The organism is Acidovorax sp. BLS4, from assembly GCF_032929295.1.
Classification (GTDB): domain Bacteria; phylum Pseudomonadota; class Gammaproteobacteria; order Burkholderiales; family Burkholderiaceae_C; genus Paracidovorax.
The window spans coordinates 3,438,016-3,460,969 of the sequence record NZ_CP136797.1 but is presented as its reverse complement, the minus strand read 5'-3'; the positions used below and the strand labels follow the sequence as shown (position 1 = coordinate 3,460,969).

The following is a 22,954-nucleotide window of genomic DNA, read 5'->3' as shown; positions in this document are numbered from 1 at the left end:
CTGAGGATGTCATTGAAGTGGGTGCGAGGGCAAGCGCCTGTCAGTATTTGGACTGGTGCACCCATCCTAAATATGGCAATCAACTCCAGCGCGGAGAGGTTGACAGGTGCCAAGTCTTATTCGGTAGTTGCTCATACCTATTTCATTACCAATAAATTCGATTTCGATCTTCAAAGGCTTCCTCTTGGGCGAGTTTTTAACACGCAATATAGATACATTGCTTTTTGGATCATTTGTTTGATCGCTGATCGTGTTCATATTTATTTGGATGGGGGTATCTTGCCGAATGCGAAGATGCGATCCTTCAACAAATTGGAGCTTTTCACCTATAAATTGTTGGCAGTAGATGTGTTTGCGTGGACCTATGGTGGAGATTGCCGCACCCAGCGCATCACCCGGTCGCTGGGCGACCCGAACTGCTGCACGGATTGCACCGCTCAGAATTCAGCATGTATCTGTGATGAAGGCTTGTTTCTACCTCGATATGACTATGCGCGAGATAAATGCGTGGCAATTTTCTCGATGGGGGACATGATTGAGTACACTCCCGGAAGCGTAAATACACTATATTTCTGGCCGCTGGATATTGGCGATGAAAAATATAAAAATATCCAGACTGTTTCTGAATTGAATCCACCATTGGTGCGGATTGTCCACGCTCCCAACCATCGGATGTTCAAGGGCACGAGATTCATAGAGGCGGCTGTTTCTGAATTATCTGCCGAAGGATTGGCTGTGGAGCTCGTGCTGGTTGAGAGGGTTCCAAATCAGCAGGCCCTCAAGATCTACCAAACGGCGGATATTATTGTGGATCAAGTCATGGTGGGTTTTCATGGGTTTTTTGCTCTTGAGGCAATGGCCATGAGCAAGCCGGTCGTGTGTTTCATTCGCGAACCGGAGCGCTATCTTATTGATGCAAAAAACTCTCCCATTATTAATGCCAATCCGGAGAACATCAAAGAGGTACTTCGATCATGGGTGAATGCGAGTCGGTCGGAACGTCTCAATCGGGGCCTGCAGGGCCGCAATTTTATTGAAAAGCATTATTCTATGGATGCTTTTGCCAAACGCTTGGGCAAGGCATATACAGAGCTTGGAGTGTCTAAATGAGATATTGTGTTGTCGGGTCTGGTGGTTATATAGGCCGGTTTCTTTGCGAGCATTTGATCAAACAGGGGCACTCTGTCGACAAGGTTAGCTCCTCGCTGGCAGGAGGCATCGACCCAACCACAGGACTGTTGCCCGAGTTGGATTTGGCACAGGTCGACGTTGTGGTGTATCTGGCTCAGTCGCCGTTCTATCGGCAGTTGCCTCAGCGGGCCCCCCATCTTCTGGCGGTCAATTGCGTCAGTGCGGTCCATGTTGCGATCGCTGCTCAGGCATCGAACGTTTCCAAGTTTATTTACGCATCGACGGGAAACGTCTACCAAGCATCTTTTGATGCATTCAAGGAGCATTCCACGCTGGAACGTGGGAACTGGTATTCGCTATCGAAAATAATGGGCGAGGAAGGTTTGCGCCTGGCCGCCGGTGGAATGGACCTGACATGCCTTAGGATTTTCGGCGTGTACGGGCCCGGCCAAGCAGACAAGCTCATCCCCAATCTCATAGCGCGCGTGACACGGGGTGAAACCGTGACCGTCGATCGCCAGCCCTCAGCTGCGGAGGCCCAGCCTGAAGGGTTGAGAACCAATCCCATCTATATCGATGACACTGTGCGGGCCATCGAAATGGTGGCTGGGATTCGCGGTGTGCCGGTCATGAACTTTGCAGGCGATGAAGTGCTTTCGATCCGGCAGATGGTGGAAATCATTGGCGAAGTGGCTGGTACCTCGCCGCAGGTGGCCGTGAACGATCATGAGCGGGCAGGAGATCTGATCGGGGACACGTCTCTGTTCCGCTCTCACTACACCCCTCCGCTGACCCCATTCAAAGAGGGCATTCAAAAGGTGCTAGAAGCCTCGCAATGAGGGTTCTTCACCTTCCCACCTCTATTGGCAACAATGCCTGGGCCCTTTCCAGGGGTGAACGGTCATTGGGTGTGCACAGCGATACTTTGGTGACTCAGACGTCCTATTTGGACTACCCTGCCGACTCGATCGTCGATCTCAGCGGTTCCAGTACGGCATTGGGAAGGTGGTACCTCCTGCTCAAGGCGTTCCTGTCTGTGAGAGCGCGCTATGACGTATTTCACTTCAACTGGGGCTCGTCATTGTTCACGATGCGTGGGATCAATCTGCAGCACCTTGAACTGCCTTTCTACCCTGACACAGCGGCCTTGTTTGCGACCTATAACGGGTGCGATGCCCGTCAGAAATTGCCCACGCTGGCCAAGGGAGGCTTTAGCGCCTGTGAGCATTGCGTCGTCCGGGATTGCGGACCAGCCCTCGACAGGAGCCGTGAGGCTGGAATCATCAAGATGGAACGCCATGCCCAGCACCTCTGGGCGTTGAATCCCGACTTGCTCCCCTTTTTGCCCAGCCAGCGGTCTGGATTCCTTCCATATGCCGTGCCCATTGTGGAGAAAGCGAGGCCGCAGCGGAACGAGGGCAGGCGTCGCCTGCGTGTCGCGCATGCCCCTACCAACCGCGAAATCAAGGGCACTGCGTTTCTTCTGAACGCGGTGGAACAAATTAACAGGCGACATCCCGACGCCATCGAACTTGTGTTGGTCGAGGGCAAGTCGCATGCCGAGGCGCTGGAAATCTATGGGGCCGCGGATGTCATCGTGGACCAGTTATTGATAGGCTGGTATGGAGCATTCGCAGTCGAAACGATGATGCTGGGAAAGCCTGTCGTCGTGCGGATAGATGCACGGGATGCACATGCGGTGCCTGGACCGATGCGCGAAGAGCTTTTGCAAGCCGTCATCCAGGCAGATCCGAACACCATTGAAGAGGTTCTTGAGGGGTTATTGGATTCACCCGCAAAGTTAACCGGACACGCAGAAGCCTGCTTTGAATATGCCCGCAGGTGGCATGACCCCGTTCATGTCGCTTCATTGACCGTGGCCAAGTACGAAGAAGCGTTGAAGGCGAAATAAGCATGTGCGGCATTCTTGGTTTGTATGGCGCTGGCCGTCTCGACAATGCTGAGGCCAGGCTCAAGCTGGGCCTTTCGAAGTTGGGGCGCCGGGGCCCCGACGATCATGGGTTGTCGAGCGTGTGGTTACCCGATGGCCAAATGCACCTCGGACACACCCGTCTCAGTGTCATCGACCTGACCGATGCAGCACACCAGCCCATGGCGAGCCGGGACGGGCGATTCTTGCTGGTCTTCAACGGAGAGATTTACAACTATCGCGAGCTCCGTTCAGAACTTCAATCTCTTGGCCGCCATGTCCACTCGGCGTCCGACACCGAAGTGCTGCTGCAGGCTTGGGCCCAATGGGGTCAGGCGGCACTTGCCCGGTTGGTCGGCATGTTCGCCTTCGTCATCTTCGACCGCGAAACGAACTTGCTGCATGGTGCCCGCGACGCTTTTGGCATCAAGCCGCTTTACTACCACCAGGATGATCGAAATTTCTGTTTCGCCTCCGAGATCCCGGCGGTCCAGGCATTGCGATCGTTCACCCCGGCACTTGACTGGCAGATCGCCTATGACTATCTGGCGCATGGTGCTTATGACACTGGCGAACGCACCTTCTTTGCCGAAGTCCGTGCGCTGCCACCGGGACACCGTTTCACCTACGACCTGGACTCCCAGCGTCTGGATCTGCAGCGCTGGTGGTCGCCAAAAATTGCCCCTGTTCAACGGCTGACGATCGACGACGCGGCGCAGGCGCTTCGCAGCCATCTGTTGGACAGCGTGCGGCTTCATCTGCGCAGCGATGTGCCCCTGGGGGCCGCGTTATCAGGTGGCCTGGATTCCTCCACGATCGTGGGTTGCATGCGGCACCTTGAGCCCGAAGCGACCATCCACACGTTCAGCTTCGTTGCGGCCGGGGACTCGGTTTCGGAAGAGCAGTGGGTCGACCGCATGACTGCGCACGTTGGTGCGGTTTCGCACAAGCTGAGCATCACGCCGCAGGAGCTTGCAGCCGATCTGGACGACATGATCGAGACGCAGGGTGAGCCCTTCGGCAGCACCAGCATTTATGCCCAATACCGGGTGTTTCAGCTGGCACGGGAGCACGGTGTGACCGTGACGCTCGATGGACAAGGCGCGGATGAACTGTGCGGCGGTTATGTCGGCTATCCTGGGCCGCGCGTACGCAGTCTCCTGGACGAAGGGCAGTGGCTGGGTGCGGCTGCATTCTTGCGGGATTGGGGGCGTTGGCCTGGCAGGGCGTCGCTGGACGGGTTCAAGGCTGCAGTAGCGGAATACACCAGCGATTCCGCCTACCAAACGCTGCGCCGCGTGAACGGTGCGAAGGCCTGCCCGCCTTGGCTGGATGGACAGGTACTGGCCGATGCAGGCGTGGCGCTGCGTTTCCCACGAGAACTGCCTCCCCAGACGGCACCGGGACGCCGTTTGGTGGCAGAGTTGGCCCGCTCGCTGCATGGCGTCGGCCTGCCTGGGCTTTTGCGCCATGGTGATCGCAATTCCATGCGGTTCTCGGTGGAAAGCCGGGTCCCGTTCCTTACGACGGGGCTGGCCGATTTTCTGCTGACGCTGCCTGAGGAATACCTGGTGTCGCCCCAAGGTGAGACCAAGCATCTATTGCGCCGAGCAATGCGTGGCCTGGTGCCGCAGGAAGTGCTGGATCGCCGGGACAAGATCGGCTTCGCCACGCCTGAACAAGCGTGGCTTTTGCAAATGGCGCCGCAGGTGCGGGAATGGTTGCGGTACCCGCTGGGTTTGCCGTTCTTTCGCCAGGACGAGGTGCTGAAGGCGTTCGATCAGGTCGTTGCCGGGCAGCGTCCGTTCAGTTGGCAAGTGTGGCGCTGGATCAACTTCACGCGCTGGCATGCGCGGCATTTTGCTGAATGAGGTGGCCGTGGCCCGTCTGATGCTGTTGTCGCTTTCACCCATTGCCTCCGATCCCCGCGTGATGCGCCAGTACGGGGCGCTGAAGGACGAGCATGAAGTCCATGTGCTGGGGTTCGGAGAATGCCCACCCGGGATGCTGCATTTCACCTCCGTCGAACAGCCTCGTGCGGATCGCAAAGGGGTTTTGCGCAATGCGCTGCGTCTGGCCTTTCGACGCTACGACGCCTATTACTGGCAACACCCTCAGATCCGCGCGCTGGAAAAGGCCGCAGCGCAGGTGCCAGCGGGTTTCGACCTGGTATTGGCCAACGATGTCATGGCTCTGCCCATGGCGCTGCGGTTGGCGGGCAGTGCGCCCGTGTGGCTCGACGCGCACGAGTACGCGCCGCGGGAGTTCGAAGACCTTTGGGCGTGGCGCACGTTGCTGGGGCCTTTCTTCGATGCCACCTGCCGCGATGCGCTGCCACAGGTTGCGCGCATGAGCACCGTGTGTGCAGGCATCGCGCGCGAATACGAGCGGTGCTACGGCGTTGCGGTATCCGTCATGCCCAATTGCCCCGAGCCAGAGAACTTGCCGGTGAAGCCAACGCATGCTGACCGTATTCGGCTGATCCACCACGGCGCAGCCATCGCCTCGCGCAAGATCGAGGTGATGATCGACCTCATGGACCATCTGGACGATCGCTTCAGCCTCGACCTGATGCTGATGGAGCAAGATCCTGCTTACCTCGCCGCGTTGAAGCATCGGGCGGCCCCGCATTCGCGCATCCGGTTCATTCCGCCAGTGCCCATGCGCGATATTGCCGCGCACACCAACGGCTATGACATCGGGTTGTTCCTGCTGCCCCCCACCAATTTCAATTACCTGCATGCACTGCCCAACAAGTTCTTCGAATTCATGCAGGCACGCCTGGCCATCGCCATCGGTCCGTCGCCTGAGATGCAAGCGCTGGTGACCGAGCTTGGTTGCGGCGTGGTCAGCGGCAGTTTCGAGGCAGCAGACCTGGCCGCGCATCTCTCGCGCCTCACACCCCAGGACATCGATGCCATGAAGCGCGCTTCGGACTTGGCCAGCCAGCGGTTCAATGCGGCGGCCACTCGCCAATGGCTTCGTGACGAGGTGCGCGGCTTGCTGGCCGACCGTGCCTGCCCGGTGCATTGACGCCATGCGCGCGATTGTTCTCGGAACCCAGTCGTTCATCGACGGCGGCACCAAGGTGGGTTCTCAGCATCTGGCGCACGCGCTGGCGGCGGCGGGCTGGTCGGTCGACTATGTGCCCACGCTCTCCTCCCCGCTGGACGTGGTGGGCCGCCAGCGCCATGCCCGGCTGGCGAGAGCATGGGGACATGGGATGCCGCAGCGAGCAGTGGGCATTTCGCAAGGTCTCACCGAGTGGAGCCTTCAATCGATGTTTCCCGCGCATCGGCTTTTTCTGCGTTGGCCTTGGCAATTGGCGGCGTATGGCCAACGCTGCCCGTCGCCATTGCGCGACGTGCCGTTCGACGCATGCATTGCCGATGTCGCACCCAACATGTTGCTGCTGCACCAGATCACGGCCCGCGCCAAGATCTGCCGCCTCAACGATTGGCCGCAGGGGTTCGCTCGCGATCTGCACCCGGTGCTCATCAACGCGCTCGGGTCCATGGTGGGTGGCCCCGATTTTGATGAAGTGTGGGCCGTCTCTGAACCCCTGGCGGAATATGCCCGTGCGCTGAACCCGCAGGGTGAGGTGGTGCACATTCCCAATGGGGTAGAGGCCCGTCTTTTGATGCCTGCCACGCAAAGCCCGGTGGTGCGGCAGCCGCGCAGCGCGGTCTATGTCGGCGGGCTCACGGCTTGGCTGGACACCGGCTTGCTCGCCCAGGCCGCGCGTTTGCTTCCCGATTGGACCTTTGCGGTGTACGCCCCTGGTACGCCCCCGCAGCACGGATGGCCGCCCAACCTCCAATGGCGCGGCAGCGTTGGCCGTGCGGAACTGCCAGCGGTTCTCCAAAGCCATGAAGTGGGTCTGATTCCTTTTTGCGAGGCCGAGGGCCGCATGCGCTATGTCGAGCGCCCTCTGAAGTTCTATGAATACATCGCAGCCGGATTGGGCGTGGCCAGCACCGATCTGGGCGCTTTGCGCCACGGAATGGGTGATCTGGCCTGCTACGGCAACGATGCGCGGACATTCGCCGATGCCATCGTTCAGGCCCGGGAGCAGGCGCAGGTTCGCCCTGCAAGCTTCGCGAAAGACTTCGTGCAAGCCCACGACTGGAGTACGCGCGCTCAGACCATGCTGGCCCGTCTGGAGATGTTGCTGGCATGAAAAACTACCTTCTCTACGACTTCATGCAGGTGGCCGGAGGCGCGGAACGGGTCACGCTCACGCTGGCTGAGGCCTTTCCGGACTTTCAGACCCTGGTTAGCCGGTGCTACCCTGACGCCCAACCCTTGCTGGATGCCTCCACTGCCCAAGTGCAGGAGTTGCGGGGTGGCTGGTCTGCGCGCCTGCCGCGCATTCTGGAAAGCATGTGGTGCTTCCGGTTTCGGGCCGGACGGTTGCACGATGCCCACACCGTGCTCTACAGCGGCTTCTATGCCCCGCTGGCGGTCTACCAGCAGCGGTCTGGCCGGCGCTTTTACTATTGCCACACCATCCCCCGATTCGCCTACGACCTGTACGACAGCACGCTGGCGGGTTTTCCGTGGTGGCTTCGGCCGTTCTACGCAATCTTCGTGCGGTGGTTTCGCAAGCAGTACGAAGCGGCCATCGGCCGGATGGATCGCATTTTTGTGAACTCGGAGAACGTTCGCGCACGGCTCCAGCGGTATACAGGGTTGGATGCCGAGGTGGTCTACCCCCCTGTGGCCATACAGCACTTTCGGTTTTTGGCCGATGAGGGCTACTACCTCTCTACCGCACGACTGGTGCCCAACAAGCGGGTGGATGTGATCGTGCGAGCTTTCCTTCAGATGCCCGAGCGCTCCCTGGTGGTGCTCTCTGGCGGGCCGGAGCTGGAGCGATTGAAAGCGATCGCCGGAGAGTCGCCCAACATCCGGTTCACCGGCTGGCAGGCCGATGACGCGCTGCGGCGCTGGGTAGGCAACGCTCGCTGCGTGATCTACCTGCCGGTGGACGAGGACTTTGGCATGTCGCCAGTGGAGGCCATGGCTGCAGGCAAACCCGTGATCGGTGTGGCCGAAGGGGGGTTGTTGGAAACCGTCGTTCCGGCAGAGACTGGACTGCTATTGAATCCGCCGCCCAGCATCGAAGCGCTGATCGACGCGGTGGAAGAAATGGAAATGTCTGTGGGGCCTACGCTCTCGGAACTGTGCCGGCGGCGAGCGGTATTGTTCAGCGAAAAGCAGTTCATTCAATCAATGAAAAAGCATTTGGGATAGCTGGTAATTAATGAGTTCGAATCCCCATATTAAAGAGGTTGACAACCTGAGGGCCGTGGCCATTGTCATGACATTGGTGGCGCACCTGGGTTTTTTTACCCATGAAAATAATGAATGGTATGCGTATGTCATTCAAAATGTGGCCCAGTTTTGGGGTGGCGTGGATCTGTTTTTCGTCATATCCGGTTTTGTCATCTCCAAGCAGCTGCATGCCTTGTTGCGCGTTGGCGATGGATGGAGCGCCAACACCGATGGGCTTAAGATTTTCTTTGTAAAACGATTTTTCAGAATATTTCCGCAGGCTTTTTTCTGGGCGGCTGTCGTTCTCTTCTTTAGTTGGTATTTTCAGGGGGTTGGTAAATTTGGAGATGTTTCAAAAGTCATATGGCATTTTGGGGCATCCATTCTCTCTGTGGAGAATATATATCTGACTTTTGATGTGATTCCGCAGCTGTCAATTTATTGGTCGCTGTCGATAGAAGAGCAGTTTTATATTATTTTTCCACTCCTGCTGATCTTCTTGCCAAGAAAAAAGGTGTTTGCCGTTTTGCTGGTGGCGGCGGTTGTACAGCTTTTGCTTCCTCGTCCCGTCGACCAGTCAAAAATAATATTCATGGTGAGATATGACGCGCTGATACTGGGTTGCTTTATCTATCTGTGGACGTTCACAAGCCACTATTTGAATGTGAGGGGAAGGTTGGCAAATAGGTCGCAGTTGCTGTTTGCCGTTCAAATTCTGCTGCTTCTTGCGATCATGGCGATACCTGTTCACATGCGGGGCGTATGGTTCATGGTGGGGGTATTGGATATTTGTTGTTGCTTGATCGTTGCAATTTCAGTGCTGCAACTCAAGGCGTTTGAATTCCGCGCCTGGGCAGGAAAGGTCTTCGGCTACCTGGGTAAGCGATCGTATGCGATTTACTTGTGCCATATTCCGGTCGCTTTTTTGCTTCTCAGTGCGGACTCGCTTCTGGGGACCCATTGGGCACCTCAGAAAATAATGGACTACCAGATATTTGGAACGATAGTGTTGATCTTTGTCGCTGCCGAAATGTCTTATCAACTCATTGAAAAGCCGTTGCGCGAACGAGGCCGCGTTCTCGCACAACGGTGGCAAGGCGCCGCGCGGACGGTGCCCGTCTAATTGACGGGATGCCATCGAACTGCGCAGGCAGTTCTCGCAAAGGCCTGCCGTCGGTCAACAATTAAGACTTGGAGCGCCAGTGCGCAATGGATAGCAGAGACGATACGGCTATGTATCGAACGGCGTTCGCCCAAGATTGAAAAATCTTCGATTTGTCCACCTTCAAGGTCTGCATGGACAGCGCTACTTCTGCAATGCGAAGACCACGGCGCCGCAGGAGCAACAGCGTTCCGATGTCTTGGTAGTCGAGCAAAGTGGCCTCTGTCGAGGTGGCTGCCTCCAGTGAACGACGGTTATAGAGCCGGAAGCCGGACACGAAATCCCGTAGCGCAAATCCTGTGATCCAGCGAAACCACTGCCAGGCGAGTCGGCGAATCCAACTCATGCGCGCTGGGAAAAAGCCTACGACGACGTCTCCCTGATACCGCTGATCCAGGAGTGTTTTAATTTCTTCCACCTCATAGCGGCCTTCCGCGTCGATGGTGATCACCCCGTCGTAGCCGCGGGCCAGTCCGTAGCGAAGCCCCGTTTGCAAGCTCCCCCAGGTGGTCATCGCCAGCAAAGGACGCAGCACCCGCGCTCCTGTGCTTTCGGCCAGATGGCAGGTGCCATCCGTGCTGCGGTTGTCCACCACGAGCACGTCGGCCCCCACCAGCGCGCGAACGCGCTGGATGAGGTGCTGGATGCTTGCCGCATGGTTGCGGGTGGAGATCACCACGAGCACGCGTGGATTGGGCGCGGCCGGCGTGCTGCCCAGGGCCAGGTATTGGTATTGGTGCGCCAGTGCGCGTTCGCACTGGGCAATGTCGAAATGCTGGAGCAGCGCCTGGTAGCCCGCCTCGCCGAACTGGATGCGCAGCCGCGTGTCGTGCTGCAGGCGCGCCAGGGTACTGCGCCAGCTCTCCACGTCTTCGATGGGCACATGCAGCCCGGCACGGGCGTAGGCCACCACCCAGGGCATGCCGGAGCCGGGCAGGTCCGTCACCACGCAGGGGCGCTTGTGCATCATGGCCTCCAGCAACACGATGCCGAACGCCTCGGTGCGCTCGCGCGACGCCAGGCAAAAGACGTCGCAGCCTTCCAGCAAGGCGTGTTTTTCCGCATCGAGCACCGAGCCGACCAGGCGCACTGCAGGTTCACGGCCGGCGGGCGTGGTATCCCGGATCAGGGCCTCCAGCGACACCCGCAACTCGCCTTCGCCGGCGATCAAAAGTTCAACCCCCGGCATGGCCTGCACGGCCTGGATCAGTGTCTCGAACCCCTTGTAGTAGGTGAGCCGACCGATGGACAGAAGCCGCAGCTGGGTTTCGGGTCTCCATTGCAGTCCACTGCGCAAGGCGGTGGGCGGGGGAGGGCGGTGCAGGTTGATGCCCAGCGGAATGACCTCGCACTTGCTGCGCCACGGCTGCAGCGCCCGGCTGGCCTCCAGGTAGGGGGGCGACGTGGCGAAAATCAACTGCGCCCGGTCCAGCACCGCGTGCTCGAACGGGCGGTACAGAAAATACGCCATCGCCACGGACAACTTGATGTCCGAGACGACGATGTCGGAATGCCAGTGCACCACGCACGGCACCTTGCGGGCCGCAGGCAGTGTCAGGGCCCACAGCGCAGAGTTGTTGGGCAGGTGCAGGTGCAGCACATCGGGCTGAAAGTGCCGGATGGCCTTTCCCAGCGCCGAGCGAAAGCCCAGGGCGATGGGGGCATAGACCAGGTTGAACTGCACCGGCACCCGCACCAGCCAGGGCGGGTCGTCCGGCAAGGGCGTTCCGTGTACCAGCGCGAACGCCTCGATGCCCTGGGCCCGCTGGGCCTCGATGAGGTCGGCCAGAAACACTTCCATGCCGCCCAGATAGGGCGGAAAGAACTTGCCGATGTGCAGGACGCGCAGTGCCACAGGGGTCTCGCTGCCTCAGGCTATTTCTTCAGGGCCGCCACCTGGGCACGCACCTGCGGGTACTGCGGATTGCGCGGATCGATCGCGATGGCGCGGTCCAGGTCCTTGAGGCTGTCGTCCAGGCGGCCGGCCGCGCGGTGGGCCATGGCCCGCCCGTAGTACGCCGGCGCTGCGTTGGGGGTGCGCGCGATGATCTGGTCGAACAGCGCGATCGCCGCCTTCGCATCGCCCTTGCCCACCTGCGCCATGCCCAGGCCCAGCATCAGGCGCTGGTTGTTGGGGCTGGCCTTCACCAACGCGGTGAAATCGCTGATGGCATCGTCGTACCGTTGCGCGCCGATGGCGGCTTCGGCACGGCGCATGCGCATGGATTCGCGCATGCGCTCGACCTCCTTGTCGGTGATGCCTTCGGCTGCGCGTGTCATGCCCTGGGTGAAGGCGTCATACGCCGCGGCGAACTGCCCCAGCGCAAAGGCCGATTCGCCCCGGTGGTAGTACAGCGGCAGGTCGGTGAATCCCTGCTTTTCCGCTTCTGCGAAGGCCGCCAAGGCTTCGGTGTGCTTTTTTTGCTGCTGCAGCGCGACGCCGATATTGAAGCGGGCGGAGCCCTGCAGCGATCCCAGCGCCTCGGCGGTGGCAAAGCTCTTCTGGGCCTCGGCCACCGAACCGCGATCGAGGTGGTAGGCCCCGAGGTTCAGGAACGGACGCCAGCGGCCCACGGCGCTCGGCGATGCCTGCAGGTCGATCTTTTCGGCCGCATCGCCCCAGGCGGCGTAGTCGTCCCGCAGGGATTCCACCCGCTCGAATGCCAGCAGGCTGAACACCAGGCCCACCATGCAGCCCAGCACGTAAATGGTTTTTGGCTTGAAGCCGGTCAGCACGATGGCGACCAGCACCGGCACGGCGATGGCCCAGAGATAGCTGCGGTAGAGCACGAACGGATCCTGCACCCACACGGTCGCGAATTCGGTCACATACAGCAGCAGCGGGAACATCAGCGCCACGCCCACGAGGCTCAACGCCCCGCGGCGGCGCAGCACGGCCCAGAGCGCGGCGGCCCACAGCGCCAAATAGCCGAAGATGCCCAGGATCTGCGGGAACGCGGCATACGACAACGGGAACGCGGGCCGCAGGTCCACCGACATCCACATCACGTTGGGGAAGAACCACAGGAACCCGTAGGCAAAGAAGAGCGCCGCCTCGTTCAGGATGCTGAGCGGGTACATGCGCTGCGTGATCCCCGGGCTCAGGCGCTCCAGCTGCTGGGCGAAGTCCAGCGAGCGCTGGTCGAAGAGCTTGCCGATGAATTCGCCGTAGATGCCGAAAAAGACCACCGCTGCCACCGCGATCAGCGCGGCGGATGCGCCAGCCAGCGTGGCGACCGTCTTCCAGCTCGGGCGGCGGACATGGATATACAGCGGCACGCTCATCGCAGCGACCATGACCGCATGTTCCTTGGACAGCACCGCCGCCACGTAGCTCAGCAGGGCCAGGCCATACCAGAGCACGCCCCGGCCGGACAGGCCCCGCACGAAACACCAGCACGCCAGCACCGAGAACAGCGTGGCCATGACGATCGAGCGCTGCACCAGGTACGCCACGGCATACACCGCCATGGGATTGACCGCGAACAGTGCCACGCCCACCCGCACCGCCGCCTGTTGCGACAGGCCGAAATGCGGCTGCGATTCGAATTCCTCCGGGAAGCGCGTGCGGGCCAGCAGGTCACGCACCAGCGCATACAGCGCGGCCACCGTGGCCAGGTGCAGTGCAATGTTCACGAGCCGCTGCTTGCCCCAGCCGGGGCCAGCCAAGGAGTCCACCCAGATGAAGCTGCCATATGACAGCATCCGCTGCTTGAAGGTGAGCAGGCTGCCGTAGCTACCGAAGATCGCGCCGTCGGAAAGCCGCAGATCGTCGAACAGCAACGCATGGTTCCAGCCGGGCAGGTAGATGGCCAGCACGGCCGCCAGAACGGCGATGCCGAATACAGCAAGGGAAATGGACGGTTTGGCCATGGGCGGATAGAAAGCAGGTGGACGGGCGCAGCGGTGCGTGGCAGTGCGCGCAGGCAGCCGGGAAGTCTAAGCGATGGAATTTTCGCACCCGCTTGGCACCGCCGGATGCGGGATGCCTCCAGGCCCGACCATTTTCCAGCGGCACGCAGGGGCTCGCAGCGGCCCGGTTTCAGTCCTGGACGGGCGCCGCCGGCCCGGGTTCCAGGCCCCGCAGCACCAGGTGGCAGAGCAATTCCTCCGCCTTGTCGTAGTCGCGCTCGGTCAGCGCGGGCTTGCCCAGCAGCAGCGCGAACTGGGCCTGCTGGTCGGCGTAGGCCTGGGTCACGGACCAGATGATGAACATGAGATGGGTGAAATTCACCTTGGCGATGCGGCCCTCGCGCGCCCAGCGCTCGAAGGTGCGCACATCGTTCTTGAGCACGGGGCCCACGCGTTCGGCGATCACGCCCGCGTAGCGCGGCGCACCGGCGATGACCTCCTTGGCGAACACCTTGGCGGCGTTCGGCCGCTCCAGCGACGAGCGCAGCTTGGCGCGGATGTAGCGGCGCAGCGCCTCGTGCGGATCATCGCCATGGGACATCTCTTCCATGCCGGCCAGCCACTGGTTGAGCACGTCGTCCAGCACGCGCAGGTACAGCGCCTCCTTGTTCGGAAAGTAGTACAGCAGGTTGTGGCGGCTCAGCCCGATGGCCGCGGCGATGCTCTCCAGCGACGCGCCCTCGAAACCGAACTGCGCAAACTGCGTCTCCGCCTCGGTGAGGATGGCCTGTTCCTTTTTGAGCCGCGAGGCGGTGGGCGGGCGCCCCGGGTCGGCGGGCGCTCCATCGGGCGCGGGGGGCTGCAGGGCGGTGCGCGTTCGCACAGGTGCGGGGCGGGAGGGCTTGGGCGAAGGGCTCATTTGCACCATTGTGGAACGACTGCGGGGTGTTTTCGCTGGCACGGTGTTTGCACTAGGGGATTTTACCGATTGGTAAATTTTTACTGATTGGTAAATTGAAAACCAGCAGGGCACGGCACCGCCGAAGACACCTGCACCACGACAGCGAGGCCCCCCGATGAAACCTCTGCAGACTGTTCCGATGTGCGGCCGCCCGGCCGCCTGCGCCTGGCCCCGCCAACGCCGCAAGCGCCACGCCCACGCGCCACGCCGCGTTCGCGCGCCCCTTTCCCGTCCCTGATCTCCCGTCCCTGACCCTTCGCCCCGAGGACTACCGATGGAAACGACCGCAAGCCGCGCGTGCGGCATTCATGCCGCACGCCTGAACCTGGCCGACTACGCCGTGAACTTCGGCGACGCGCATCCGCCGCTCACCAAGGCGCAGGCTCTGGTGGAGGCCGAGCGCTGCTACTACTGCTTCGATGCGCCGTGCGCCACGGCGTGCCCGACCGGCATCGACATTCCCGCATTCATCCACCGCGTCGCACAGGGCAACGACCGCGGCGCGGCCCGCGCCATTCTCGAGGCCAACCCGCTCGGTGGCATGTGCGCCCGCGTCTGCCCGACCGAGGTGCTGTGCGAGCAGGCCTGCGTGCGCAACTCGCATGACGACAAGCCGGTGGAGATCGGCGCGCTGCAGCGCCACGCCACCGATGCGTACTTTGCCGACCCGGGCGCGCCCCTGTTCACCCGCGCCGCGCCCACGGGCCGCCGGGTGGCCGTGGTGGGTGCGGGGCCCGCAGGGCTGGCCTGCGCCCATGGCCTGGCGGTGCGCGGGCACGACGTGGTGCTGTTCGAGGCGCGCCCCAAGCTGGGCGGTTTGAACGAATACGGCCTGGCCAGCTACAAGACCACGGGCGGCTTCGCGCAAAAGGAAATCGAATGGCTGCTGTCCATCGGCGGCATCGAGGTGCGCTGCAATCAGGTGCTGGGCCGCGATGCCACCGTGGACAGCCTGCTTCAGGCCTACGACGCCGTGTTCCTGGGTTTGGGACTGGCGGGCGTCAATGCGCTGGGCATCGCCGAGCCGCAGGTCGAGGGGCTGTGCAACGCGGTCGACTTCATTGCCGACGTGCGCCAGGCGCAGGACCTTTCGACCGTCCCCGTGGGCCGCCGCGTGGTCGTGATCGGCGGCGGCATGACGGCTGTGGACGCTGCCGTGCAGGCGCGCAAGCTGGGCGCCGAAGAGGTGACGATCGTCTATCGCCGCGGTGCCGACGGCATGTCCGCCTCCGCCGTGGAGCAGCGCTGGGCGCAGACGAACGGCGTGGCCATCCGCCACTGGGCGGCGCCGAAGGAACTGCTCAGCGAAGGCGGGGTGGTGCGTGGCATGCGGTTCGCGGCCACGGCCCTGGCGGGTGGACGCCTCGTGGACACGGGCGAATCCTTCACGCTGGAGGTCGACATGGTGCTCAAGGCCATCGGCCAGAGCTACCTGCCCGAGCATGCAGGTCCCACGGTGGCCCTGCAGGGCGGGCGCATCGCCACCGACGACATGGGCCGCACCAGCGTGGCGCGGCTGTGGGCCGGCGGGGACTGCCGTGCCGGCGGGCGCGACCTCACGGTCGAGGCGGTCGAGCACGGCAAGGTGGCCGCCCTCTCCATCAGCGAGGCGCTGCGCGGCTGACGGCCGGCGCCTTCTCCCTCCAACACCCCGCACCCCCGGAGCATTTCCCATGGCAGACATCCGCAGCCGCTTTCTCGGCATCGAGAGCCCCAATCCATTCTGGCTGGCCTCCGCACCGCCCACCGACAAGGAAATCAATGTCACCCGCGCCTTCGAGGCGGGCTGGGGCGGCGTGGTCTGGAAGACGCTGGGCGAAGACCCGCACGTGGTCAACGTCAACGGCCCGCGCTATGCCACGCTGATGTCGCAGGACCGCCGCGTGATCGGGCTCAACAACATCGAGCTCATCACCGACCGCCCGCTGCAGACCAACCTGGACGAGATCCGCCGCGTCAAACGCAACTGGCCCGACCGCGCAATGATCGTCTCGCTCATGGTGCCCTGCGTGGAAGAAAGCTGGAAGCGCATCCTGCCCATGGTGGAGGACGTGGGGGCCGACGGCATCGAGCTGAACTTCGGCTGCCCGCACGGCATGAGCGAGCGCGGCATGGGCGCCGCCGTGGGCCAGGTGCCCGAATACATCCAGATGGTGACAGCCTGGTGCAAGCACTACAGCCGGCTGCCGGTGATCGTGAAGCTCACGCCCAACATCACCGACGTGCGCCAGCCCGCCCGCGCTGCCCAAGCCGGCGGGGCCGATGCGGTGTCGCTCATCAACACCATCAACTCCATCATGGGCGTGGACCTGGAGCGCATGGCCATGAGTCCCAGCACCGGCGGCCTGGGCTCGCACGGCGGCTATTGCGGCCCGGCGGTCAAGCCCATCGCGCTCAACATGGTGGCCGAGATCGCGCGCGACGCGCAGACCGCCGGCCTGCCCATCAGCGGCATCGGCGGCATCTCCACCTGGCGCGATGCGGCCGAGTACATCGCCCTGGGCTGCGGCACCGTGCAGGTGTGCACGGCGGCCATGGTGTACGGCTTCAAGATCGTGCAGGACATGTGCGACGGGCTGTCCAACTTCATGGACGCGCACGGCTACCACACCCTCGACGACTTCCGCGGCCAGGCCGTGCCGACGGTCAAGGACTGGAAGCAGCTGGACCTGAACCACATCGACAAGGCGGTGATCGACCAGGATGCCTGCATCCAGTGCGGCCGCTGCCACGTGGTGTGCGAAGACACGTCGCACCAGGCCATCACCTTCACCAAGGATGGCGGCGTGCGCCGGTTCGAGGTGAACGAGGCCGAATGCGTGGGCTGCAACCTGTGCGTGTCGATCTGCCCCGTGCCCGAATGCATCACGCTGCGCAGCCTCGCGCCCGGCGAGGTCGATGCGCGCACCGGCAAGGTGGTGACAGGCGAGTACGCCAACTGGACCATGCACCCCAACAACCCGCAGCGCGTGGCCGCCTGAGCCGCGCTGCCGCGGCCCATTGCCCGCGTTGGTGCGCACCTTCGCGCCCGCCTTCCGCCTGCCAGCCTGTCTGCAACGTCTCGGAGACCGCCCCATGAAGACCCTGCATGCCCCCGGTGCCAGCAACGAACTGTGGAACGACGACCTGGCGCCCACCCAGCCGCACCAGCGCACCTGGCGCTGGTACCACTTCGCGGCCCTGTGGGTGGGCATGGTGATGTGCATCCCCGCCTACACGCTGGCCGCCAGCCTGATCGACAGCGGCATGTCGTGGGGACAGGCGGTGGGCACGGTGTTCCTGGGCAACCTGATCGTGCTGGTGCCCATGCTGCTCATCGGCCACGCAGGGGCCAAGTACGGCATTCCCTATGCGGTGCTGGCGCGCGCGTCGTTCGGCACGCGCGGCGCCAAGCTGCCGGCGCTGTTGCGCGCACTGGTGGCCTGCGGCTGGTACGGCATCCAGACCTGGTTTGGCGGCATGATGATCTACACGCTGGCCGGCGTGCTCCTCGGGCATCCCCTGGAGGGCGACAAGATCGCGGGGCTGGGCATCAACCTGGGCCAGCTGGTGTGCTTCCTGGTGTTCTGGGCCATCCAGTTCTATTTCGTGGTGCACGGCATCGAGTCCATCCGCAAGCTCGAAACGTGGACGGCGCCGATCAAGATCGTCATCTGCTTTCTGCTGCTGTGGTGGGCGTATGACAAAGCGGGCGGTTTCGGGCCCATCCTGGACCAGCCCTCGCAGTTCGCGCCCGGCGGCAAGAAGGCGGGGCAGTTCAGCGCCGTGTTCTGGCCGTCGCTGACCGCCATGGTGGGCTTCTGGGCCACGCTGGCGCTCAACATTCCCGACTTCACGCGGTTTGCCCGGTCGCAGCGCGATCAGGTGGTAGGCCAGGCCATCGGCCTGCCCGTGCCCATGGGCCTGCTGGCCGCGCTGGCGGTGTTCGTGACCTCGGCCACGGTGGTCATCTATGGCAAGGCGCTGTGGGACCCGGTGGACCTGGCCAGCCGCATGACGGGCGCGGCCGTGCTGATCGCGCTCATCATCCTGCTGATCGACACCGTCAGCGTGAACCTCGCTGCCAACCTCGTGGGACCGGCGTACGACTTCTCCGCGCTGAGCCCGTCGCGCATCAGCTATCGGGTGGGCGGCTACATCACCGTGGGCATCGCCATCGCGATGATGCCGTGGAAGATCCTCGAATCGACACAGGGCTACATCTTCACCTGGCTCATCGGCTACTCGGCGCTGCTGGGGCCTGTGGCCGGCATCCTGATGGTGGACTACTACCTGGTGCGCCGCACCGAGCTGGACGTGGCCGCGCTGTACGAAGAGCGCGGCGCCTACCGCTACCGCGGCGGCTGGAATGCGGTGGCCGTGGTGGCCTTCGTGCTGGGCGTGGCGCCCAACATTCCCGGCTTTCTGAACGCGGCGTTCCCGGCCACCTTCCCCGGTGTGGGCGAGGTGTTCAAGCAGATCTATGCCTATGCCTGGTTCATCGGCCTGGCCATTGCCGCCGTGGTGTACCGCCTCGGCATGGCCGGCCAGACGCACCTGGCACCCACTCCGCTGCGCCGAGCCTGAGCACGGCGACCACCCCTTCATCCTTCAGGAGACCTGCCATGAGCCCGACCCCTTCCAACGCCGTGCTGATCCGCGGCGGCACCGTGGTGCATGCCGACCGCGAAGAGCGCGCCGACGTGCTGTGCGTGGACGGCCGCATCGCCGCCGTGGGCCCCGATGTGGCGGGCGAGGCGCCTGCCGGTGCCGAGACGCTGGACGCGAGCGGCCAGTACGTGCTGCCGGGCGGTATCGATCCGCACACGCACATGCAGCTGCCCTTCATGGGCACCGTCACCATGGACGATTTCTTCACCGGCACGGCGGCGGGCCTGGCGGGTGGGACCACCAGCATCATCGACTTCGTGATCCCCGATCCGCAGGAGCCGATGATGGAGGCCTACCGCAAGTGGCGCGGCTGGGCCGAGAAATCGGCGTCCGACTACGGCTTTCACGTCGCCGTCACCTGGTGGAGCGAGCAGGTGCGGGCCGACATGGGCACGCTGGTGCAGGAAGAGGGCGTCAACAGCTTCAAGCACTTCATGGCCTACAAGAACGCCATCATGTGCGACGACGAAACGCTGGTGAACAGCTTCCGGCGCGCGCTGGAGCTGGGCGCCATGCCCACCGTGCACGCCGAGAACGGCGAACTCGTCTACCTGCTGCAGCAGGAGGTGGCCAAGATGGGCATCACCGGTCCCGAGGGCCATCCGCTGGCCCGCCCGCCCATGGTGGAGGCCGAGGCGGCCAACCGCGCCATCGCCATCGCCGACGTGCTGGGCGTGCCCATCTACGTGGTGCATGTGAGCTGCGCCGAGGCGGCCGAGGCCATCGCCCGCGCCCGCGCCCGGGGCCAGCGCGTGTTCGGCGAAGTGCTGGCCGGCCACCTGCTGATCGACGACAGCGTGTACCGCGACCCGGACTTCGCCACCGCCGCCGCCCACGTGATGAGCCCGCCGTTCCGCCCCCGCTCGGGCGGCCACCAGGAGGCGCTGTGGCGCGGCCTGCAATCGGGCCAGTTGCACACCACGGCCACCGACCACTGCACCTTCTGCGCTGCGCAGAAAGCCATGGGCCGCGACAACTTCGCCAAGATCCCCAACGGCACCGGCGGCGTGGAAGAGCGCATGGCCGCCATCTGGGACGGCGGCGTGAACACCGGCCGGCTCACGCCCTCGGAGTTCGTCGCCATCACCTCCACCAATGCGGCCAGACTCTTCAACATCTACCCGCGCAAAGGCTTCGTCGGTACAGGGGCCGATGCCGACCTCGTGCTCTGGGATCCGCAAGGCACGAAGACGTTTTCCGCGAAGACGCAGCACAGCAAGGGCGACTTCAACATCTTCGAGGGCCGCACCGTGCGCGGCATTCCCAGCCGCACCATCAGCCAGGGGCGCGTGGTGTTCGCCAACGGCGACCTGCGCGCCGAGCCGGGCCGGGGCCGCTACATCAAGCGCCCCGCGTTCGGCCCCCAGTTCCAGGCCGTGCAAAAGCGCGCGCAGGACCTCGCTCCCACGGCGGTCGCCCGCTGACGGCCGCCCACGCATCCGGAGAACACCATGGACACGACCACCCGAACCGACATCAGCCACCTGCGCGTCAACGGCGAGCGCCTGTGGGATTCGCTCATGGAGCTGGCGCAGATCGGCGCCACGCCCAAGGGCGGCGTCTGCCGCCTCACCCTCACCGACCTGGACAAGCAGGGCCGAGACCTCGTCACCCGCTGGGCGCGCGAGGCCGGCATGACCGTCACCATCGACCAGATCGGCAACGGCTTCATGCGCCGCCCGGGGCGCAATAACAAGCTTCCGCCCATCATGACTGGCAGCCACATCGACACCCAGCCCACGGGCGGCAAGTTCGACGGCAACTACGGCGTGCTGGCCGGCATCGAGGTGGTGCGCACGCTGAACGACCACGGCATCGAGACCGAGGCGCCGATCGAGGTGGCCTTCTGGACCAACGAGGAAGGCAGCCGCTTTGTACCCGTGATGATGGGCTCGGGCGTGTTCGCCAAGGCTTTCACCCTGGAGCATGCCTACGCCGCCACCGATACCGAAGGCAAGACGGTGAAGGGCGAGCTCGAGCGCATCGGCTACGTGGGCGACCAGGTGCCCGGCGACCACCCCATCGGCGCGTATTTCGAGACCCACATCGAGCAGGGCCCGGTGCTGGAGGACCACGGCAAGACCATCGGCGTTGTGACGGGCGTGCTCGGCATCCGCTGGTACGACTGCACCGTGACCGGCATGGAGGCCCATGCCGGCCCCACGCCCATGGCCCTGCGCAAGGATGCGCTGCAGGTTGCCACGCGCCTCATGCAGGAGGTGGTGGCCTGCGCGCACCGCCACCCGCCGCACGGTCGCGGCACGGTGGGCATGGTGCAGGTGCACCCCAACAGCCGCAACGTGATCCCCGGCCAGGTCAAGTTCAGCATCGACCTGCGCAACGCCACCGACGCCGATTGCGAAAGCATGGACCGGGACATCCGCGACGTCGCCGCCCGGCTCAGCGCCGAAACCGGCCTGCCGATCCAGATCGACCTGGTGTCCAGCTACCCCGCGCAGGTGTTCCACCCCGACTGCGTGGACGCCGTGGGCCGCGCCGCTGCCAGCCTGGGCTACAGCCACATGCCGGCCGTGTCGGGCGCGGGGCACGATGCGGTCTACATGGCGCGCCTGGCACCTGCGGGCATGGTTTTCATTCCGTGCAAGGACGGCATCAGCCACAACGAGATCGAAGACGCCCAACCCGAGCACATCACCGCCGGCTGCAACGTGCTGCTGCATGCCATGCTGGAACGCGCCGGCACCTGAATGGTGCGTGGCCGGGGCGGCGGCCTGCCGCCGTGTTACAGCAACCCTCCCCCGGTGGGGTTGTGGCAGGCCCCCGCAGCGCATAACGTTCAACGCTTTGCTTGAAGCCATGCCTTCCATGACGACACCGAACCAGCCCGCTGGGCGCGCTGCCTCCGCCTGCTTTCCTTCCACCCCCGCCCGCGCGACCCTCGTGGCCGCCACCGTGGTCGCCGCGCTGGCCCTGGCCGGCTGCGAGACCACCAACATGCGCATGGGCAGCCCCGATGCCAAGACCGTGGCCACGGGCAGCGCGGCCGGCGGTGCCACCGAAGGCGCCAGCAGCCAGCTCGAACGCTGCGAATCGCCACTGGGCACCGTCTCGCTGATCGAGAACCAGCAGGCCGGCTGGTACACCATCCTGCGCAACGAATACCGCCTGCCGCCCACGGCCAACCTGCTGCGCCTGCTGGTGCAGCAGTCCAACTGCTTCGTCGTGATCGAGCGCGGCGCGGCCGGCATGACGGCCATGGACCGCGAGCGCGCCATCATGCAGTCGGGCGAAATGCGCGGCGGCAGCAACTTCGGCAAGGGCCAGATGGTCGCCTCCGACTACGGCCTGTCCCCGGAAATCGTGTTCAACAACGACAACGCCGGCGGGGCCTCCGCATCGCTGGGCGGCCTGGTGGGTGGGCGCGCGGGCGGCTTGCTGGCGGCGCTGGGCGGCAGCTTGAACACGAAGGAAGCGAGCGCATTGCTCACCCTCATCGACCACCGCTCCGGCGTGCAGGTCGCTGCCTCGGAAGGCAGCGCCTCCAAGACCGATTTCGGCGCCGTGGGCCAGCTGTTCGGCGGCTCGGGCGGCGCGCGCCTGGGCGGCTACAGCAACACGGCCGAAGGCAAGGTGATCGCCGCGGCCTTCATGGACGCCTTCAACCAGATGGTGCGTTCGCTGCGCAGCTACAAGGCCCAGTCGGTCAAGGGCCAGGGCCTGGGCGGCGGCGGTCGCCTGGGGGTGGATGGCGGCGCCGCGCCGTCGCAGACCTCGGCGCCGCGCGCGCAGCCCGTGTCGTCGGCCACCGGTGGCCTGTCGCTGCGCGATGCGCAGGCCAAGCTGAACGCCCTGGGGCATGACACCGGCACGCCCGATGGCGCGATGGGCGCCAAGACGGCGGCCGCCCTGCGTGCCTTCCAGAAGGAGCGCGGCCTGCCCATCACCGGCCGGCTCGACGCCGCTACTGCGGCCCAGTTGAGCCAGTAACGGCTGCCGGACGGCTGCCGGCTTCGAGGTGGTCGTCCGCGCC

The 22,954-nt window shown here is 63.7% G+C and carries 17 protein-coding genes; 14 read left to right on the top strand and 3 right to left on the bottom strand.

All coding sequences use genetic code 11. The features are described from left to right. The first annotated feature begins 72 nt into the window (after positions 1 to 72). The 8 genes from R1Z03_RS16055 to R1Z03_RS16020 all read left to right on the top strand — a co-directional run bounded on the left by R1Z03_RS16055 (position 73) and on the right by R1Z03_RS16020 (position 9,461). Entirely contained in the window at positions 73 to 1,110 is a 1,038-nt protein-coding gene (locus R1Z03_RS16055; RefSeq protein ID WP_317352712.1) for a hypothetical protein, read from the top strand. Further along, positions 1,107 to 1,970, top strand: coding sequence for an NAD(P)-dependent oxidoreductase (locus R1Z03_RS16050; RefSeq protein WP_284429881.1), 864 nt, complete (start codon positions 1,107 to 1,109; stop codon positions 1,968 to 1,970). The genes R1Z03_RS16055 and R1Z03_RS16050 overlap by 4 nt, the downstream gene beginning before the upstream one ends. 107 nt (positions 1,971 to 2,077) lie before the next feature. Beyond that, entirely contained in the window at positions 2,078 to 3,043 is a 966-nt protein-coding gene (locus R1Z03_RS16045) for a hypothetical protein (RefSeq protein WP_317352708.1), read from the top strand. Between the two features lie 2 nt (positions 3,044 to 3,045). Next, entirely contained in the window at positions 3,046 to 4,932 is a 1,887-nt protein-coding gene (asnB, locus tag R1Z03_RS16040) for an asparagine synthase (glutamine-hydrolyzing) (RefSeq protein ID WP_317352705.1), read from the top strand. Next, positions 4,910 to 6,094, top strand: coding sequence for a hypothetical protein (locus R1Z03_RS16035; RefSeq protein WP_284429884.1), 1,185 nt, complete (start codon positions 4,910 to 4,912; stop codon positions 6,092 to 6,094). Before asnB ends, R1Z03_RS16035 begins: the two co-directional genes overlap by 23 nt. Before the next feature lie 4 nt (positions 6,095 to 6,098). Then, the gene (locus R1Z03_RS16030) at positions 6,099 to 7,241 is read left to right on the top strand and encodes a glycosyltransferase (RefSeq protein WP_317352700.1); all 1,143 of its coding nucleotides are present in this window, start codon (positions 6,099 to 6,101) and stop codon (positions 7,239 to 7,241) included. Next, complete coding sequence (locus R1Z03_RS16025) at positions 7,238 to 8,317, top strand: glycosyltransferase (protein WP_317352698.1); 1,080 nt, start codon at positions 7,238 to 7,240, stop codon at positions 8,315 to 8,317. The genes R1Z03_RS16030 and R1Z03_RS16025 overlap by 4 nt, the downstream gene beginning before the upstream one ends. 10 nt (positions 8,318 to 8,327) lie before the next feature. Continuing rightward, on the top strand, positions 8,328 to 9,461 hold the full coding sequence (locus tag R1Z03_RS16020; RefSeq protein WP_317352695.1) for an acyltransferase: 1,134 nt from the start codon (positions 8,328 to 8,330) through the stop codon (positions 9,459 to 9,461). A 61-nt stretch (positions 9,462 to 9,522) separates the two neighbouring features. On the opposite strand, the gene R1Z03_RS16015 is transcribed toward R1Z03_RS16020, so the two are convergent. From R1Z03_RS16015 to R1Z03_RS16005, 3 genes are all read right to left on the bottom strand, one after another. After that, on the bottom strand, positions 9,523 to 11,301 hold the full coding sequence (locus R1Z03_RS16015; RefSeq protein ID WP_317360401.1) for a glycosyltransferase: 1,779 nt from the start codon (positions 11,299 to 11,301) through the stop codon (positions 9,523 to 9,525). A 74-nt stretch (positions 11,302 to 11,375) separates the two neighbouring features. Continuing rightward, positions 11,376 to 13,373, bottom strand: coding sequence for a tetratricopeptide repeat protein (locus tag R1Z03_RS16010; protein WP_317352692.1), 1,998 nt, complete (start codon positions 13,371 to 13,373; stop codon positions 11,376 to 11,378). A gap of 169 nt (positions 13,374 to 13,542) precedes the next feature. After that, a complete protein-coding gene (locus R1Z03_RS16005; RefSeq protein WP_372588160.1) occupies positions 13,543 to 14,271 on the bottom strand; it encodes a TetR/AcrR family transcriptional regulator in 729 nt (242 codons plus the stop codon). A gap of 316 nt (positions 14,272 to 14,587) precedes the next feature. On the opposite strand from R1Z03_RS16005, the gene R1Z03_RS16000 reads away from it, so the two are divergent. From R1Z03_RS16000 to R1Z03_RS15975, 6 genes are all read left to right on the top strand, one after another. Then, positions 14,588 to 15,937, top strand: coding sequence for an NAD(P)-dependent oxidoreductase (locus R1Z03_RS16000; protein WP_317352687.1), 1,350 nt, complete (start codon positions 14,588 to 14,590; stop codon positions 15,935 to 15,937). A gap of 49 nt (positions 15,938 to 15,986) precedes the next feature. Continuing rightward, entirely contained in the window at positions 15,987 to 17,294 is a 1,308-nt protein-coding gene (gene preA, locus R1Z03_RS15995) for an NAD-dependent dihydropyrimidine dehydrogenase subunit PreA (protein ID WP_284429889.1), read from the top strand. A gap of 94 nt (positions 17,295 to 17,388) precedes the next feature. Then, positions 17,389 to 18,879, top strand: a complete 1,491-nt coding sequence (locus R1Z03_RS15990; protein ID WP_317352685.1) for an NCS1 family nucleobase:cation symporter-1 — start codon at positions 17,389 to 17,391, stop codon at positions 18,877 to 18,879. Positions 18,880 to 18,917: 38 nt separating this feature from the next. After that, the gene (gene hydA, locus R1Z03_RS15985; RefSeq protein ID WP_317352681.1) at positions 18,918 to 20,387 is read left to right on the top strand and encodes a dihydropyrimidinase; all 1,470 of its coding nucleotides are present in this window, start codon (positions 18,918 to 18,920) and stop codon (positions 20,385 to 20,387) included. A gap of 27 nt (positions 20,388 to 20,414) precedes the next feature. Then, on the top strand, positions 20,415 to 21,671 hold the full coding sequence (locus R1Z03_RS15980; protein WP_284429891.1) for a Zn-dependent hydrolase: 1,257 nt from the start codon (positions 20,415 to 20,417) through the stop codon (positions 21,669 to 21,671). A 118-nt stretch (positions 21,672 to 21,789) separates the two neighbouring features. Beyond that, a complete protein-coding gene (locus R1Z03_RS15975) occupies positions 21,790 to 22,911 on the top strand; it encodes a peptidoglycan-binding domain-containing protein (RefSeq protein ID WP_317352677.1) in 1,122 nt (373 codons plus the stop codon). The last annotated feature ends 43 nt before the right edge of the window (positions 22,912 to 22,954 follow it).

Coding starts and splice junctions, on each gene's coding strand:
- R1Z03_RS15990 (WP_317352685.1), top strand. CDS start 17,389: ATGAAGACCCTGCATGCCCCCGGTGCCAGCAACGAACTGTGGAACGAC.
- R1Z03_RS16030 (WP_317352700.1), top strand. CDS start 6,099: ATGCGCGCGATTGTTCTCGGAACCCAGTCGTTCATCGACGGCGGCACC.
- R1Z03_RS16010 (WP_317352692.1), bottom strand. CDS start 13,373: ATGGCCAAACCGTCCATTTCCCTTGCTGTATTCGGCATCGCCGTTCTG.
- R1Z03_RS16000 (WP_317352687.1), top strand. CDS start 14,588: ATGGAAACGACCGCAAGCCGCGCGTGCGGCATTCATGCCGCACGCCTG.
- preA (WP_284429889.1), top strand. CDS start 15,987: ATGGCAGACATCCGCAGCCGCTTTCTCGGCATCGAGAGCCCCAATCCA.
- asnB (WP_317352705.1), top strand. CDS start 3,046: ATGTGCGGCATTCTTGGTTTGTATGGCGCTGGCCGTCTCGACAATGCT.
- R1Z03_RS16015 (WP_317360401.1), bottom strand. CDS start 11,301: ATGGAAGTGTTTCTGGCCGACCTCATCGAGGCCCAGCGGGCCCAGGGC.
- R1Z03_RS16025 (WP_317352698.1), top strand. CDS start 7,238: ATGAAAAACTACCTTCTCTACGACTTCATGCAGGTGGCCGGAGGCGCG.
- R1Z03_RS16050 (WP_284429881.1), top strand. CDS start 1,107: ATGAGATATTGTGTTGTCGGGTCTGGTGGTTATATAGGCCGGTTTCTT.
- R1Z03_RS15980 (WP_284429891.1), top strand. CDS start 20,415: ATGGACACGACCACCCGAACCGACATCAGCCACCTGCGCGTCAACGGC.
- hydA (WP_317352681.1), top strand. CDS start 18,918: ATGAGCCCGACCCCTTCCAACGCCGTGCTGATCCGCGGCGGCACCGTG.
- R1Z03_RS16020 (WP_317352695.1), top strand. CDS start 8,328: ATGAGTTCGAATCCCCATATTAAAGAGGTTGACAACCTGAGGGCCGTG.
- R1Z03_RS16005 (WP_372588160.1), bottom strand. CDS start 14,271: ATGAGCCCTTCGCCCAAGCCCTCCCGCCCCGCACCTGTGCGAACGCGC.
- R1Z03_RS16035 (WP_284429884.1), top strand. CDS start 4,910: ATGCGCGGCATTTTGCTGAATGAGGTGGCCGTGGCCCGTCTGATGCTG.
- R1Z03_RS16055 (WP_317352712.1), top strand. CDS start 73: ATGGCAATCAACTCCAGCGCGGAGAGGTTGACAGGTGCCAAGTCTTAT.
- R1Z03_RS15975 (WP_317352677.1), top strand. CDS start 21,790: ATGACGACACCGAACCAGCCCGCTGGGCGCGCTGCCTCCGCCTGCTTT.